Source organism: Kribbella shirazensis (assembly GCF_011761605.1).
In the GTDB taxonomy this organism is placed as follows: domain Bacteria; phylum Actinomycetota; class Actinomycetes; order Propionibacteriales; family Kribbellaceae; genus Kribbella; species Kribbella shirazensis.
In genome coordinates, this window is sequence record NZ_JAASRO010000001.1 from 8,161,494 (window position 1) to 8,175,794 (window position 14,301).

Genomic DNA, 14,301 nt, shown 5'->3' on the forward strand with positions numbered 1-14,301 from the left:
ACACCGTCATTCGCGCTCGTCGGCCGCGCCCTGGCGGCGTCGTAGGACGAAGAACCCGCCGATCAGTACGACGACCGCGGCCGCCGCGATGCCTGCGATCAGGCCGGTGCTCGTGCCGCCGCTGTCGGCCGCGGCACCGTCCTTCGAGACGGCCTCCACCGTGTAGAACGGCCAGTAGCCCGAACCGCCGTACAGCAGGCCCTTGTCCTCCGGGATCGGCGTGATGCTCGCGATCCGGTCCTTGCGGTAGCCCTCGAGGTCGTTCGGGTAGTACAGCGCGATCACCGGGGCATCGGTGTAAAGCCGCTCCTCCATCTTCTTGATGACGTCGGCGCGCTTGCCCCGGTCGAGCTCCTTCTGCTGCTGCAGGTACAGGTTCTCGTACGTCGGGTCGCAGTAGAACGACTCGGTACCGCCGCCCTCGCCGGACGCGGTGGGACGCCGGCTGCACAGGTGCGTGGCGAGTACCTCCTCCGGGTCCGGGTTCACCGACCAGCCGCTGATCGCGATGTCGAAGAGCGCCGTCGTCCCGGTCTCCTCGCTGAACTTGCTGGAGTCGAGCCGCTTGGTGGTCAGCCCGATGCCGATCTCCTTGAGCCACCCGGTCAGGTACTCCGCCAGCTTGTCCTCGATCGGGGCGTCGGTGTGGATGCTGAAGCGGAACTGCAGTTTCCGCGATCCGTCCGGCATCGTGCGGAGACCGTCCGGACCCTTCTTGTACCCGGCGTCGTCGAGGATCTTGTTGGCCTTCGCGACGTCGAAGCCGATCTTCTGGTCGCCGCCCGCCTCCCAGAAGTAGTCCTTGTACAGCGGCGGGATGATCGAGCCGTCGGCCGGTTTCGCCAGCCCGCCCTGGACCTCGTCGACGAGCTTCTGCTTGTCGATCGCGTGGTGCAGCGCGGTCCGCACCTTCGGGTCCTTCAGCGCCGGGTGCCCGTCGCCGATCGGCTTGTCGTCGCTGGTCGTCGCGCCGTGGTTGATCTGCAGGTACGTCGCCCGCCGGCCCTGGGTGTTCCACTGGACGATGTTGTCGTCGCCCTTCAGCGACTCGAAGTCCGACGGGTTCAGCCGGCCGATCAGGTCGATGTCGCCCTTCTTCAGGCCGACGATCGAGGCCGCGGGGTTGTCGTAGAAGATGATCTGCAGCTCGTCGATCTTGGGGCGGCCGCGCCAGTAGTCCGGGTTCGCCTCCAGCCGGACGAACTGGTCCTTCTTGTGCTCGACCGCGACGTACGGCCCGCTACCGACGGCCGGGTAGACCTCGGCGTCGTACTCCGCGATGTTCTTGACCTTCTCCCAGACGTGCTTGGGCATGATCGGCACCGGGTTGTCGAGCATCGACGCCTGCGGGGTCTTGAGCTTGATGGTCAGCTCCTGCCCGTTCGCGGTGACGCTCTGGAAGTTCTCCACCGCCGGGCCGTTGCCGGTCTTCGCGCCGTCGTCGGTGATCATCTTGTTGAACGTCCAGGCCGCGTCCTCGGCCGTGACCGGCTGCCCGTCGGACCACTTCGTCTGGCGGATCTTGAACGTCCAGGTGAGCCCGTCCGGTGACGTCGTCCAGGACTCGGCCAGGTCCGGGCTCGGTTGCAGGGTCTTGGAGTCCGGCACCGTCAGGAAGCCGTAGATCATCCGCTGGATCGACCCGGACACCAGCCGTACGGCCAGGAACGGGTTCATCGAGTCGACCGCCTGGGTCACCCCGATCTTGATGACCTTCTTCTGCGCCGGTTCGGCGGCGGACGCCGTCCCGGGAATCACCACCAGCAAACACAGCGCCGCCAGCGCCGCCAGCAACTTCCTCATCGGGCCGCCCACCTTCCCCAGCCGTTGGTGTTTGGGGAGAAAACCACACCAGCAACCGCCTTCCCGTCAAGGAGATACGAACTTTTGTCACATTTAAGAAACCTTCTTACCGCTCCGCCCCGCTCCTTACGCCAGGACCACGGGCTTGACTACACGATCGTGTAGTAGTTTGCTTTTACGTGTAGCGAGAGGAGCAGGAATGGATCGGGCGGCGGAGGATCTGACGGCTCGCGCGCGCATCCGGGACGCGGCGATCAAGCTGTTCGGGCAGCGCGGCATCGAGGGTGCCTCGATCCGCGACATCGCAGCCGAGGCCGGGGTGTCGTCGGGGCTGGTACGGCACCACTTCGGGTCCAAGGAGGCGCTGCGCGAGGCGTGCGACACCTACGCCAAGGAGCGGATGCTGCAGATCGGCGCCGAGCTGACCCGGGACAACGACCTCACCGGGCTCGACCCGCTGGCGCTGCACCCGGTCGCGTTCCCGCTGCAGCTCTACATCGTGCGCTCGATGATGGACGGCTCCGAGACCGCGACCGCGTTCTTCCTCGAAGGGGTCGACGCGGTCGAGGAGTGGACCACCACCTTCGGTATCGACCCCAAGGACCGGCGCGGGTACGCCGCCGCCCTGGCCGCGATCAAGCTGAGCGTGTTCGTGTTCCGCGACCAGGTCTCGAAGGCGCTCGGCGAGGACATCACCACCCCGGCGGGCTACAACCGGATCGGCCAGGCCCTGATGGAGGTCTTCACGATCCCGTTGCTCCCGCAGGACAACATCAACCCGCGGAAACAGGAGAAGTGATCATGCCGGCTGCGATCAGCACGGAAGGTCTGGTCAAGCGATTCGGGCGTACCCACGCCTTGGACGGTCTCGATCTCACGGTGCGAACCGGAGAGGTGCACGGGTTCCTCGGCCCGAACGGCGCGGGGAAGACCACCACCATTCGCATCCTGCTCGGCATGACGCGCGCCGACGGCGGTACGGCGCGCGTCCTCGACGGCGATCCGTGGTCGGACGCGACCGCGCTGCACCGGCGGCTCGCGTACGTTCCCGGCGACGTGACCCTGTGGCCGAACCTGTCCGGCGGCGAGGCGATCGACCTGCTCGGCCGGATGCGCGGCGGCGTGGACAAGAAGCGCAAGGCCGAGCTGCTCGAGCGGTTCGACCTCGACCCGCGGAAGAAGGCCCGCGCGTACTCGAAGGGCAACCGCCAGAAGGTCGCGCTCGTCGCCGCGTTCGCCTCCGACGTCGAGCTCCTGCTCCTCGACGAGCCCACCTCCGGGCTGGATCCGTTGATGGAGGAGGTGTTCCGCGAGGTCGTGCAGGAGATCAGCGATCGCGAAGGCCGGACCGTCCTGCTGTCCAGCCACATCCTGTCCGAGGTCGAGGCGCTCTGCGACCGGGTGACGATCATCCGCGCCGGCCGCGCCGTCGAGAGCGGCACGCTCAACGAGCTGCGGCACCTCACCCGCACGTCGATCCAGGCCGAGCTGGTCGGCCCGATGGACGGTCTCGCGCAGCTCACCGGCGTCCACGACCTGCGGCTCGACGACGGCCGCGTCCGGTTCGACGTCGACACCGAGGAGATCAACCCGGTACTGCGACACCTGACAGAGATCGGCGTACGGAGCCTGGTCAGCCAGCCGCCGTCGCTCGAGGAACTGTTCCTGCGGCTGTACGAACCCGAGGCCGTGCAATGAAGAGCCTGGCCGGGACGGGCGGCCTGATCCGGCTGGTCCTGCGCCGCGACCGCGTCGTCCTGCCGCTGTGGATCCTGCTCCTGGTGGCGATCTCGGTGAGCTACGTCAAGGAGTACGGCGACCTGTTCCCGACGCCGGACTCACGGATCAAGTACGCGAGCAATGCGGGCTTCATCACCTTGTACGGCGAGCTTTCCGGGCCGAGCCTGGGAGAATTCGTCACCTGGCGACTGGGGTTCGTGCCCGTGATGGTCGGATTGATCAGCCTGCTCACGGTGATCCGGCACACCCGGGTCGAGGAGGAGACCGGACGTCGTGAGTTGCTTGGGGCAACCGTCGTCGGGCGGCACGCGCAACTGGCCGCCGCGCTCGTCACGGTCCTCGGCGCGAACGTCGTCCTCGGCGTACTGCTTGCCCTCGGCATGCACATCCAGGACCTGCCGCTCGCCGGGTCGATCGCCATCGGCGCCATGTACGCCTGCACAGGTTGGGTTTTCGCCGCTGTCGGAGCGGTCGCGGCACAACTGACCGCGAGCGCCGGGACCGCGCGCGGGATCGCGATCGGTGTCCTCGGAGGGGCTTATGTACTGCGAGCCGCCGGGGACACCAGTGCGCACACCAACGGGCCGCTCGCCTGGTTGTCGTACCTGTCTCCCATCGCCTGGGCGCAGCAGATCCACCCTTACGCCCAGAACCGTTGGTGGCTGGCCGCGGTGATCGCGGCGGTGACAGTTCTGCTGGTGGTTGCGGCTGTGAGTCTCGCCGTACGGCGGGACGTCGGGGCCGGGATCCTGCCCGATCGACTCGGCCCGGCGGACGGTGAGCTCGGGTCGCCGGTCGCGCTGGCGTGGCGGTTGCATCGTGGGCTGCTGGTCGCATGGACAGCCGGATTCGCCTTGCTGGGCTTGCTGTTCGGCGGTGTCGCCGAGGGCGTCGGGGACATGATCCGCGACGAGCCGGCCGTCCAGGAGATGTTCCAGCGGTTGGGTGGCGCGACCGGGTTGATCGACTCGTTCCTGGCCGGGGTGACGGCGCTCGTCGGCATGATCGCGTCGGCGTACGCCGTCCAGGCCACGCTCAAGATGCGGGTCGAGGAGAGCAGCGGACGTGTCGAACCGGTGCTGGCAACTGCGACGAGCCGTTGGCAGTGGGCGGCGAGCCATCTTGTCTTCAGCCTCCTCGGTCCGGCGGTCGCGCTGCTGGCGGCCGGTGTGGCCGAGGGATTGGCGTACGGCGTGGCGATCGGGGACGTCGGCGGTCAGGTGCCCCGGCTGATCGGTGCGGCGCTCGCCCAGTTGCCGGCCGTGTGGGTACTGGCCGCGATCGCGCTCGCGATCTTCGGGTTCTTCCCGCAGGCCTCGATGGTGTCGTGGGCGGGACCCGCGATCTGCATCCTGATCGGGCTGGTCAGCGCCGGCGTCGCGACCGCCGGCTGGATCCGCGACATCTCACCGTTCACCCATCTCCCCTCGCTACCGGGCGGATCGGTGTCGGCCGGGCCCTTGGTCACCCTCCTCGCGATCGCCGCCGTCGTCGCCCTCGCCGGCCTGATCGGCCTCCGCCGCCGGGACCTGCCGGCGTAGGGCTGTCGCGATCCGCCGGAGGCTCCGACGACCTCACCGGCGGGCGTTCCGGGACCAGCTGAAGCAGTAGCCGCCGAAGGCCGCGATGCCGGCCGCCAGCACGGTCAGCAGGACCGGCCCGAACGGCTGGTCCTTGATCGTGTGCAGAGCGGTGTCGAGGCCTCCGGCCTTCTGCGGGTCGTAGCTGATCGCCGCCCAGCCGAACAGTCCGCCGACGACCACGAACGCGATCCCCTTGGCGAAGTACCCGATCCGGCCGAGCAGGATCGTCCCGTCGGAGGCGCCGCCGACCAGGTCCTCGGTGAACTTCAGCGTGATCGCCTTGTAGCCGTGGTAGCACCCGAGCGCGACGATCGCGATGCCGACGGCGACGATCAGCGCCCGGCCCGCGCCGTTCGCCATCAGCCGGGACGAGATCGTCTGCTGCTCGCCGGTGCTCGAACCGCCGCCGCCCATCGCGACCTTGACCGCGCTGACACCCAGCGCGAGGTACACGATCGCGCGGCCGATCGAGGACAGCTTCTTGTGCAGGTCCAGGTGGCCCCAGACAAGTGCCAGGATCCGCCAGACGACCAGCGCGAACAGACCGACCGCGACGACCCACAACAGCGTGCCGCCGAGCGGTTGACCGGCCAGCTCCCGCAGAGCGCCTTCCTGGGATGCCTCCTGCGAGGAGTTGCCGAACGCCAGTTGCAGGGCGATCCACGCAACGAGCAGATGCACGATGCCGTACGCGATCAGGCCGACGGTGATCGCACCGTCGTACGGCCGGCTGTGTCGCACTTCCTGGGCGGTAGTCACACCTGACAGTGCCCAGCCCGGAAACAGTCGGGCCCGAACAATCAGGCGGAGACCGGGGCCGTCGCCTCGCGCTCCGACTCGTCGACGTCGCCGTACTCGCCCTGCCGGTAGGCGCGACGGCCGAGAGTCCAGACGTAGGTGAAGAACGCCAGCTCGGCGACGATGCCGATGGTGACGCGGACCGGGCCGGGCAGGAACGGCGTGACGAACGCTTCGATCAGGCCGGTGACGAGCAGGACGGCCGCGAGCCCGATCGCCATACCGACGGTCGCGCGGCCGGTTTGGGCGAGCGCCTGCATGCGGGTCCGCGCGCCGGGCACCACCCACGACCAACCGAGCCGCAGGCCGGCCGCACCGGCGATGAACACCGCGGTCAGCTCGAGCAGGCCGTGCGGCGTGATCAGACTGAAGAACAGGCCGCCCTTGTCATGGCTGATCATCAGACCGGCGCTCAGTCCGAGGTTGAGCGCGTTGTCCCAGAGCACGAAGACGGACGGGACCAGGAGGATGCCCAGGGCCAGTACGGCGGCACTGATGGTCGCATTGTTGATCCAGACGCGGAGTGCGAAGTCCTGGGCCGGATTCTCCGAGTAGTAGGACTCGAAGTCGTGCTCGACGAGCTGCTTGATCTGGTCCGGTGTGGCGATCGAGTCCACGACCTCGGGGTACGCGAGCACGCGCCACGCGGCCCAGGCGGCGACCAGGTAGAAGAGCAGGCCGATGGTGATCCACCAGCGTCTGGACGCGTACAGCGCAGCGGGGAAGCTGACCAGGAAGTACTTCGAGATGTCCCGCCAGACGGGTGCCTGGGCACCGGTCACCGCACCACGGGCGTCAGCGATCAGCCCGGACAGGCGGCCGATGGACACCGGGTCCGCTCCAGCTGCTCGTAGCGCCGCCAGGTGGGTGCCGACGCGCTGGTAGAGGACTACGAGCTCTTCAGCCTCAGCACCGGTCAGGCGGCGCTGGCGACGGGTCAGGTACGCCAGGCGGTCCCACTGCGGCTGGTGCACCGAGACAAACGCCTCTACGTCCACCGCCCACCTCCTTGACCCGTCTGGCTCCCCGCGCTGGCAGACTAGCCGGACCGAGTGTCTACGGAGGAGGGGGGCGACGAAGTGTCTCAGCTGGTCACCGGCGAAGCAGTCGTCCTCCAGGTGCGGATCGCGCGGATGCCGACGCGGGCGCTGGCGTGTGCGATCGACGTGGTGCTGCAGGTCGTCGTACTGACCGTGCTGGTGTCGCTGCTGGCCGGTTTCCTGTTCGGGACGCAGACCAGTGAGGCGCTGGCGGTGGCGTTGATCTTCATCGTCGTACTGCTCGTGATGGTCGGCTATCGGGTCGTGATGGAGACGCTGACGCGCGGGCGGACGCTGGGCAAGATGGTGCTCGGGCTGAAGGTGGTGCGCGACGACGGCAGCTCGATCCGGTTCCGGCACGCGCTGGTGCGGACGTTGATGTGGTTCTTCGTCGACTTCGCGCCGTGGTTCGCGGCGAGTCCGGGGATCGTGGCGAGCCTGATGAACAAGCAGGGCAAGCGGTTCGGGGACATGGTCGCCGGTACGGTCGTCATTCGCGAGCGGCACCAGCCGATGGCTTCACCGCCACTGTTCGTGCCGGGGCATCTGGTCCAGTGGGCGCAGTCGCTGGAGCTGTCGCGGCTGTCCGACGAGCTCGCCAACGCCGCCCGCGACTACCTGGCTCGTTACACCGAGCTCCTCCCGGGCCCGCAGCTCGCGCTCGGCGAGGCCCTGGCCGCCCGGGTCTCCGCCGTCACCGCCCCCGCGCCGCCGACCCCGATCATCGCGCCCGCGTACCTCTCCGCAGTCCTGGCCGAACGCCGCCGCCGAGAACTCCAACGCCTCGCCACCCGCCGCCCAACCCACACCGGCCTCTTCGCCCCACCCCCACCCTTCACCACCCCCACCCCCTTCACCCCGCCGGGCGCATTCGCCCCGTCAGCACCCGGCTCGTTCGCCCCAGCCCCGACCGGCTCGCTCGGTCCGTCGGCCCCCGGGCCCATGCCGACTGCCGCGCCGTCGTACGGGATTCCGGCGGGTCCGTTCGCCCCGCCCAGCCCGTACGGCGTCCTCCCGCCGGCTCCCCCGCCACCGGGCCCGTTCGCCCCACCCGCACGCCCGACCGAGCCCCGCCCCGCCGCCGTCAACGCCCAAGGCTGGGCCGCCCCCGGCAGCAACGAATCCTCGCAGTGGTCCTGACCCGACCGGGCTATTGTTGCGACCATGTCGCAGATAGAGTGGACCGACTGGTTGACGCGCTGGGACCGGCAGCAAGCCGGCTACCTGCCCGACCGGGACGAGCAGTTCGAGCTGATGCTGACGATCGTCGAAAAGCTGGCGGGAACACCGCACCGTTTCGTGGATCTCGCGTGCGGGCCGGGGTCGATCGCGGCGCGGGCGGCGAAGCGGTTCACCGCGGCGGAGGTTGTCGGCGTGGACCTGGACCCGTTCCTGCTGGAGCTCGCGCGGAACGCCGTGCCAGGCGTGCGGTTCGAGGAAGCGGATCTGCGGACGACCGGCTGGGACGCCGTACTGGGTGACGAACCAGTTGACGCGGCGTGCTCGGCAACAGCACTGCACTGGCTCGACCCCGCCGACCTCGGCGAACTCGCCCAGACCCTGGCCCGCCGGATCCGCCCCGGCGGCGTCTTCCTGAACGCCGACACGATGCGCCTCGGCCCCACCGAGGTCCCGCGGCTCGACGCGCTCACGGTCGAGCTCCGCAACCAGATCTGGGCCGACTCGCACGCCGCCGGCGTCGAGGACTGGGAGACGTGGTGGGACGCCGCCGCCGCGGAGCCCGCGTTCGCCGACCTGCTGGCCGAACGGGACCGCCGCTTCGCCGACCGCGCCAGGTCCCGCGAGATCACCCTCACCGACACCCTCGAGTCGTTCCGCAAGGCCGGCTTCACCGAGGTCGCCGTCCTGCACCAGGTCGCCGACAAGCACCTCGTCGCGGCGATCCGCTGACCGGCGCGTGAACCCCCACGCAGACAAAACCCCCGCAAACGGCCCGATGTGAGCCGTTTGCGGGGGTTCTGCGTGCGTGCAGATCCGCTCAGTAGCGGTAGGCGTCCGGCTTGTACGGTCCCTCGACCGGTACGCCGAGGTACGACGACTGCTCCTTGGTCAGCTCGGTGAGCTTCACGCCGAGCGCGTCGAGGTGCAGGCGGGCGACCATCTCGTCGAGGTGCTTCGGCAGCACGTACACCTCGGTCGGGTAGTCCGCGGTCTTCACGAACAGCTCGATCTGCGCGAGCACCTGGTTGGTGAACGAGTTCGACATCACGAACGACGGGTGGCCGGTCGCGTTGCCGAGGTTCAGCAGCCGGCCCTCGGACAGCACGATCACGGTGTGCCCGTCCTCGAACCGGAACTCGTCGACCTGCGGCTTGATGTTGACCCGCTCGGCCCGCTTGACCAGTCCGGCCATGTCGATCTCGTTGTCGAAGTGGCCGATGTTGCCGACGATCGCCTGGTGCTTCATCGCCGCCATGTGGTCGGCGGTGATCACGTCGCGGTTGCCGGTCGCGGTGACGAAGATGTCCGCCTCGCCGACCACGTCGTCCACGGTGGAGACCTGGTACCCGTCCATCGCCGCCTGCAGCGCGCAGATCGGGTCCACCTCGGTGACGATGACGCGGGCGCCCTGGCCACGCAGCGACTCGGCGCAGCCCTTGCCGACGTCGCCGTACCCGCAGACGACCGCGACCTTGCCGCCGATCAGCACGTCGGTGGCGCGGTTGATGCCGTCGATCAGCGAGTGCCGGCAGCCGTACTTGTTGTCGAACTTCGACTTGGTCACCGAGTCGTTGACGTTGATCGCCGGGAACAGCAGCGCGCCGGCCTTGTGCATCTCGTACAGCCGGTGGACACCGGTCGTGGTCTCCTCGGTGACACCCTTGATGCCCTGACCGATGGTGGTCCACAGCTGCGGGTCCTCCTGCAGCGTGCGGGTCAGCAGCTTCAGGACGACGCCGTACTCCTCGGAGTCAGCGGTCGAGGGATCCGGCACGGCGCCGGCCTTCTCGAACTCGGTGCCCTTGTGGACGAGCATCGTGGCGTCGCCACCGTCGTCGAGGATCATGTTCGGGCCGTCTCCGCCCGGCCACTTGAGCGCCTGCTCGGTGCACCACCAGTACTCGTCCAGCGTCTCGCCCTTCCAGGCGAAGACCGGGACACCGGCGGGGTTCTCGGCCGAGCCGTTCGGACCGACGACCACCGCGGCGGCGGCGTGGTCCTGGGTGGAGAAGATGTTGCAGGAGACCCAGCGCACCTCGGCCCCGAGCGCCGTCAGCGTCTCGATCAGTACGGCGGTCTGGATCGTCATGTGCAGCGAGCCCATGATCCTGGCGCCGGCCAGCGGCTTGCTCTCGCCGTACTGCTTGCGCATCGCCATCAGGCCGGGCATCTCGTGCTCGGCCAGCCGGATCTCCTTGCGCCCGAACTCGGCCAGGCCGAGATCCGCCACCTTGTAGTCGAACGTCATGCCGCTCCCCTGCTGAAGACTGTGGTTGGTACCGACCTGAGCCTAGAGGGCCGAGCCACGCGGTTTGATCGCTCCAGGCGCGTTTTTGACACCGAAATGTCAGGATTGATGCTATGCGCATCACCGAGGCCGCTCGCCAGCTGGGTACCACTCCGCGCATGTTGCGCTACCGGGAGGCCCTCGGGCTGCTCCCCCGCTCACGATCCGAGCAGACGGCCCAGCGCCAGTACGACGACCGCGACCTGGCCGCCGTACAGCTGGCGCTCGATCTGGAACGCCGGTACGACGTGACGCCGGCCGCGCTCGCGTTCGCGCTCCGAGCGCTGGCCGAACCCTCCGTGGCGGCCGACATCCGCAACCTCGGCTACCGCACCGGCCGCCTCACCGCACCGCCCACCCAGGCCGAGATCGACCGCGAACGCGCGCTGCGGTGGCTCGGCCGCTCCGGCGTACTGCCGCCGAAACCGCGCTAGTGCGAGGGCGCCTCGGGTACGGCGGGGCGCTCGTCGCGGACGTAGCCGTCGAGGTAGATGTCCGGCTCGAGGTACACGTGGACCGCCATCGGATCGGCGGCGCGGATCGCGCGCTCGGCGGCGTTGATCGTCTCGGCCACGACGGCCGCGTCCGTGGTCGGCTCGACGCCGAGCTTGGCCGCGACCAGGACCTCTTCCGGCCCGAGGTGCAGGGTCTTGATGTGGATCAGCCGCTGGACGCCGGACGTGTTCTCGATCGCGGCGACGATCTTCTGCTGCGCCTCGCGGGTCGCGGACTCGCCGAGCAGCAGCGACTTCATCTCGATCGCCAGGAAGATCGCCACGCAGACCAGCAGCGCGCCGATCGCCATCGACCCCAGGCCGTCGAACACACCGTTGCCGGTGGCAAGCGTCAGGACGACGCCGATCAGCGCCAGCACCAGACCGGTCAGCGCCGCGAAGTCCTCCAGCAGGATCACCGGCAGCTCAGGAGAGCGGGCGTTGCGGATGAACTTGCTCCAGCCCACCTTTCCGCGGACCTTGTTCGCCTCGACGATGGCGGTACGGAACGAGAACGTCTCCATGATGATCGCGGCCACCAGCACCGCGACCGGCACCCACTTCCAGTGCTCGATCGGGTGCGGGTCGTGGATCTTGTGGTAGCCCTCGTAGAGCGCGAACAGGCCACCGACGCTGAACAGCACGATCGCGACGATGAACGAGTACACATAGCGCTCCCGGCCGTAGCCGAACTGGTGCAGCTCGCTGGCCTCCCGCTGGGCCCGCTTCCCGCCGACCAGCAGCAACACCTGGTTGCCGGCGTCGGCGACCGAGTGGATCGCCTCGGCGAGCATGGACGCCGACTGGGTCAGACCCCAGGCGGCGAACTTGGTGATCGCGATCCCGGTGTTCGCCAGCAAAGCCGCGACAACGGCCTTGGTTCCGCCACCAGCCATGGTTGCTCAAATCCTCCGGAAAAATCTCAACGGGCGGACACGACGAACGCCGTGCCGGACCCACGCAGGGTACAGGGTTCTTCGGGTCCTGCGGCGAACGCGGACTGACCAGCGGACAACGTCACGACGGACTCCTTGCTCGCGGCATCGACCGTGCCGTCGACACAGCAGACGATCCGCGGCCCCACCCCGTCGACGGTCCGCTCGTCGCGGTCCAGCTCGACGCGGTGGATCGCGAAGTACTCGCATCCCGTCTCGTACGTCGCCACGCCGTCACCGAGTGCGGTCGCGGTCAGCACCGGATCGGCCAGCGGCTCGAAGTCCACCACCGAGACCAGCTCGGGTACGTCGATGTGCTTGCTGGTCAGCCCGCCGCGCAGGACGTTGTCCGAGTTCGCCATCACCTCGAACCCGAGCCCGCGCAGGTACGCGTGCACGTTCCCGGCGGGCAGATACACCGCGTCGAACCGCTCCAGGCGGACCCTGTTCAGCAGCAGGGCCGCGAGCACGCCGGGGTCGTCCGCGAAGTCCGCGCACAGCTTCGCCAGCGTCTCCCGTTCCAGGGCGAACGCCTCCCCGGTGTACTGCGCCACGGCCTCGCCGAGCGCCCCGACGAGCGGACGGATCGCGTCCCGGTCGCGACTCATGAAGTCGGTGAACGCCTCGCGCAGCTTGCCGTTGCGGAGCTGCTCCTTGAGCTCGCCGAACCCGGCCGGCGCCAGCGCGTCCAGCAGCGCGACCGTGCGATCCAGCGGCCGGAAGCCGACCAGCGCGTCGAACGGCTCGAGCGCGATCAGGATCTCCGGCTTCGGCCAGGCGTCCTTGTAGTTCCGGTCCGCGGCGTCCCGCGGGATCCCGGCCTCCTCGTCGCGCCGGTACCCGTCGATCGCCTGCTCCCGCGAGGGGTGCGCCTGGATCGACAACGGCTGCGCGGCGGCCAGCAACTTCGCGAGGAACGGGAACCGGCCGTCGAAGCGCTCGGCCGTCTCTTCGCCCAGCACCGCGGCCGGGTCGGACGACACCGCGTCGTACAACGTCTCGCCGGACGGCAGCACCGACGGTGCCGACTCGTGCGCGCCCATCCACAGCTCCGCCTGCGGCTTCCCGTCCGGCTCCACCCCGAGCAGCTCGGGGAGCGCGGTCGGTGAGCCCCACGCGTAGTCGCGGACGGTGTTCTGCAGCGGCACTACCACGCTGGGTCCTCCGAGGGATTGCCTAGCTCGATCGGGTCGTCTTCGGTCGCCGGACCGTAGCGGCCCAGGCCGATGCCGAGGTACGCCGCGGCGTAGCGACCGTGCTGGGTCAAGGCGGCGTAGCGGGCGATGTCCGTACCGTTCGCCTGCGTCACCGTGTACACGCGGACGTCGTGCGCCTGCGCCTTCGATTCCAGCTTGCGGCGGTGCTCGGTGACACCCGGGTCGTCCACACCGTCGTCCAGGATGACCAGAGCGGGCCGCAGCTCCTCCGGCTTGTCGAACGGGTCCGCGAAGAGGTCCCGCGGCGGCTGGTTGAGCACCGGGAGCAGATGCCCCGCGTCAGCAGCCAGAGCGGGCCGTCCGCTCGCCAGTCGCAGCGCCTCGACCACACGGCGCGCCGCACGCGCTGCGAGCACAGAACCACCCCAGACCAGCGGCAGCGCGTCCGCCAGCACCAGTGCGAGGTCCTTGGCCGGGTTGGACGCCACGTCGGTGTTGGGCGAGCACTCGATCGCCACGTCGTCCAGCATCGCCGAGACGGCCTTGTGGTCCACCTCCGGCCCCAGCTCCATCTGGTGCAGCGCCTGGAGTACGGCGACCGCGGACGCCAGCTGGTCGTCGGACTGGGACGGCAGCCGGATCGCGTGCCTCAGACCGGCGGAGGCGATCGCGACCGGCGAGTCCTCCGGCGCGGCGACCATCAGCCCGCAACCACGCCGTACCGCTTCACCGGCGGCCGAGACCGCGTCCGAGTCCTCGGTGGCACCGGCGAGTACGACGACCAGGTCCAGCGGGCCTGCCCAGCCGGGCAGTCCCGGACCGGGCCAGGCGAGGAACGGGACCGGGCAGACCGGCTCCAGCACGGCCCGGACCAGCCGGGCGTCACGGCCGGCGGCGACCACGGCACGCGGACGGAAACCGTCCGACGTCACCTTGGACAGCACGTCCTCCGCGGCTTCCAGCTCGGCCCGGACCCTCGCGCCGGCCATCGCCAGGCGGCGCAGCAGATGGTCCGCCGCCTCGAGTGCGGCCGGGTCGTCCAGCCGGGTGTCGTCGAAAAGGCTCATCAGTTGCTCGCGGGTTCGGACTCCGCACGGGTGTCCCGGGCCTCGTCGATCAGCAGCACCGGGATGTCGTCACGCACCGGGTACGCCAGCGCACAGCCGGCGTTGGTGCAGATCAGCTCGTTCGCCTCGTCGTCCACGCGGAACTCCGAGCGGCACTTCGGGCAGACCAGGATGCTCAGCAGGTCCGGGTCCAGATTGACTGCCATTCAGTTCTC

14 protein-coding genes are annotated in these 14,301 nt (G+C 69.2%); 6 read left to right on the plus strand and 8 right to left on the minus strand.

All coding sequences use genetic code 11. The features are described from left to right. Nucleotides 1–6 precede the first annotated feature (6 nt). Nucleotides 7–1,803 (minus strand): ABC transporter substrate-binding protein, encoded by a 1,797-nt coding sequence (locus BJY22_RS38895; RefSeq protein ID WP_167217024.1) that lies wholly within the window; start codon nt 1,801–1,803, stop codon nt 7–9. 199 nt (nt 1,804–2,002) lie between these two features. Here BJY22_RS38895 and BJY22_RS42750 point away from each other — a divergent pair, with 199 nt between their 5' ends. From BJY22_RS42750 to BJY22_RS38910, 3 genes are read left to right on the plus strand one after another with little or no spacing between them, the layout of a single operon-like run. Then, entirely contained in the window at nt 2,003–2,602 is a 600-nt protein-coding gene (locus BJY22_RS42750; protein WP_167217026.1) for a TetR/AcrR family transcriptional regulator, read from the plus strand. Between the two features lie 2 nt (nt 2,603–2,604). Next, on the plus strand, nt 2,605–3,501 hold the full coding sequence (locus BJY22_RS38905; protein ID WP_167217028.1) for an ABC transporter ATP-binding protein: 897 nt from the start codon (nt 2,605–2,607) through the stop codon (nt 3,499–3,501). Beyond that, nucleotides 3,498–5,084, plus strand: coding sequence for an ABC transporter permease (locus BJY22_RS38910; protein WP_202891461.1), 1,587 nt, complete (start codon nt 3,498–3,500; stop codon nt 5,082–5,084). Before BJY22_RS38905 ends, BJY22_RS38910 begins: the two co-directional genes overlap by 4 nt. A 33-nt stretch (nt 5,085–5,117) precedes the next feature. On the opposite strand, the gene BJY22_RS38915 is transcribed toward BJY22_RS38910, so the two are convergent. Then, entirely contained in the window at nt 5,118–5,867 is a 750-nt protein-coding gene (locus BJY22_RS38915) for a DUF1206 domain-containing protein (protein WP_337759800.1), read from the minus strand. 59 nt (nt 5,868–5,926) lie between these two features. Beyond that, nucleotides 5,927–6,922 carry a stage II sporulation protein M gene (locus tag BJY22_RS38920; RefSeq protein ID WP_167217032.1) on the minus strand — a complete coding sequence of 332 codons (996 nt, stop codon included), beginning with the start codon at nt 6,920–6,922 and terminating at the stop codon, nt 5,927–5,929. An 81-nt stretch (nt 6,923–7,003) separates the two neighbouring features. On the opposite strand from BJY22_RS38920, the gene BJY22_RS42755 reads away from it, so the two are divergent. Continuing rightward, a complete protein-coding gene (locus BJY22_RS42755) occupies nt 7,004–8,104 on the plus strand; it encodes an RDD family protein (protein ID WP_337759801.1) in 1,101 nt (366 codons plus the stop codon). Nucleotides 8,105–8,128: 24 nt separating this feature from the next. Further along, on the plus strand, nt 8,129–8,875 hold the full coding sequence (locus tag BJY22_RS38930) for a class I SAM-dependent methyltransferase (RefSeq protein ID WP_167217034.1): 747 nt from the start codon (nt 8,129–8,131) through the stop codon (nt 8,873–8,875). Between the two features lie 88 nt (nt 8,876–8,963). Here the strand turns inward: BJY22_RS38930 and ahcY are convergent, their stop codons facing one another. Beyond that, nucleotides 8,964–10,394: an adenosylhomocysteinase gene (ahcY, locus tag BJY22_RS38935; RefSeq protein WP_167217036.1), complete on the minus strand. Its 1,431-nt coding sequence runs from the start codon at nt 10,392–10,394 to the stop codon at nt 8,964–8,966. Between the two features lie 113 nt (nt 10,395–10,507). Here ahcY and BJY22_RS38940 point away from each other — a divergent pair, with 113 nt between their 5' ends. Next, complete coding sequence (locus BJY22_RS38940; RefSeq protein ID WP_167217038.1) at nt 10,508–10,867, plus strand: MerR family transcriptional regulator; 360 nt, start codon at nt 10,508–10,510, stop codon at nt 10,865–10,867. On the opposite strand, the gene BJY22_RS38945 is transcribed toward BJY22_RS38940, so the two are convergent. From BJY22_RS38945 to BJY22_RS38960, 4 genes are read right to left on the minus strand one after another with little or no spacing between them, the layout of a single operon-like run. Further along, complete coding sequence (locus BJY22_RS38945) at nt 10,864–11,823, minus strand: cation diffusion facilitator family transporter (protein WP_167217040.1); 960 nt, start codon at nt 11,821–11,823, stop codon at nt 10,864–10,866. The two genes, BJY22_RS38940 and BJY22_RS38945, sit on opposite strands and share 4 nt — an antisense overlap. Nucleotides 11,824–11,849: 26 nt before the next feature. Continuing rightward, nucleotides 11,850–13,016: a mannose-6-phosphate isomerase, class I gene (manA, locus tag BJY22_RS38950; RefSeq protein WP_167217043.1), complete on the minus strand. Its 1,167-nt coding sequence runs from the start codon at nt 13,014–13,016 to the stop codon at nt 11,850–11,852. Continuing rightward, nucleotides 13,010–14,086, minus strand: a complete 1,077-nt coding sequence (locus BJY22_RS38955) for an SIS domain-containing protein (protein ID WP_167217045.1) — start codon at nt 14,084–14,086, stop codon at nt 13,010–13,012. Before BJY22_RS38955 ends, manA begins: the two co-directional genes overlap by 7 nt. Next, nucleotides 14,086–14,292, minus strand: a complete 207-nt coding sequence (locus BJY22_RS38960) for a Trm112 family protein (protein ID WP_167217047.1) — start codon at nt 14,290–14,292, stop codon at nt 14,086–14,088. Before BJY22_RS38960 ends, BJY22_RS38955 begins: the two co-directional genes overlap by 1 nt. Nucleotides 14,293–14,301: the final 9 nt, after the last annotated feature.

Excerpts from the sequence above, each read along its gene's own strand:
- BJY22_RS38895 (WP_167217024.1), bottom strand. The coding sequence starts at position 1,803 with ATGAGGAAGTTGCTGGCGGCGCTGGCGGCGCTGTGTTTGCTGGTGGTG.
- BJY22_RS42750 (WP_167217026.1), top strand. The coding sequence starts at position 2,003 with ATGGATCGGGCGGCGGAGGATCTGACGGCTCGCGCGCGCATCCGGGAC.
- BJY22_RS38905 (WP_167217028.1), top strand. The coding sequence starts at position 2,605 with ATGCCGGCTGCGATCAGCACGGAAGGTCTGGTCAAGCGATTCGGGCGT.
- BJY22_RS38910 (WP_202891461.1), top strand. The coding sequence starts at position 3,498 with ATGAAGAGCCTGGCCGGGACGGGCGGCCTGATCCGGCTGGTCCTGCGC.
- BJY22_RS38930 (WP_167217034.1), top strand. The coding sequence starts at position 8,129 with ATGTCGCAGATAGAGTGGACCGACTGGTTGACGCGCTGGGACCGGCAG.
- ahcY (WP_167217036.1), bottom strand. The coding sequence starts at position 10,394 with ATGACGTTCGACTACAAGGTGGCGGATCTCGGCCTGGCCGAGTTCGGG.
- BJY22_RS38940 (WP_167217038.1), top strand. The coding sequence starts at position 10,508 with ATGCGCATCACCGAGGCCGCTCGCCAGCTGGGTACCACTCCGCGCATG.
- BJY22_RS38945 (WP_167217040.1), bottom strand. The coding sequence starts at position 11,823 with ATGGCTGGTGGCGGAACCAAGGCCGTTGTCGCGGCTTTGCTGGCGAAC.
- BJY22_RS38955 (WP_167217045.1), bottom strand. The coding sequence starts at position 14,086 with ATGAGCCTTTTCGACGACACCCGGCTGGACGACCCGGCCGCACTCGAG.
- BJY22_RS38960 (WP_167217047.1), bottom strand. The coding sequence starts at position 14,292 with ATGGCAGTCAATCTGGACCCGGACCTGCTGAGCATCCTGGTCTGCCCG.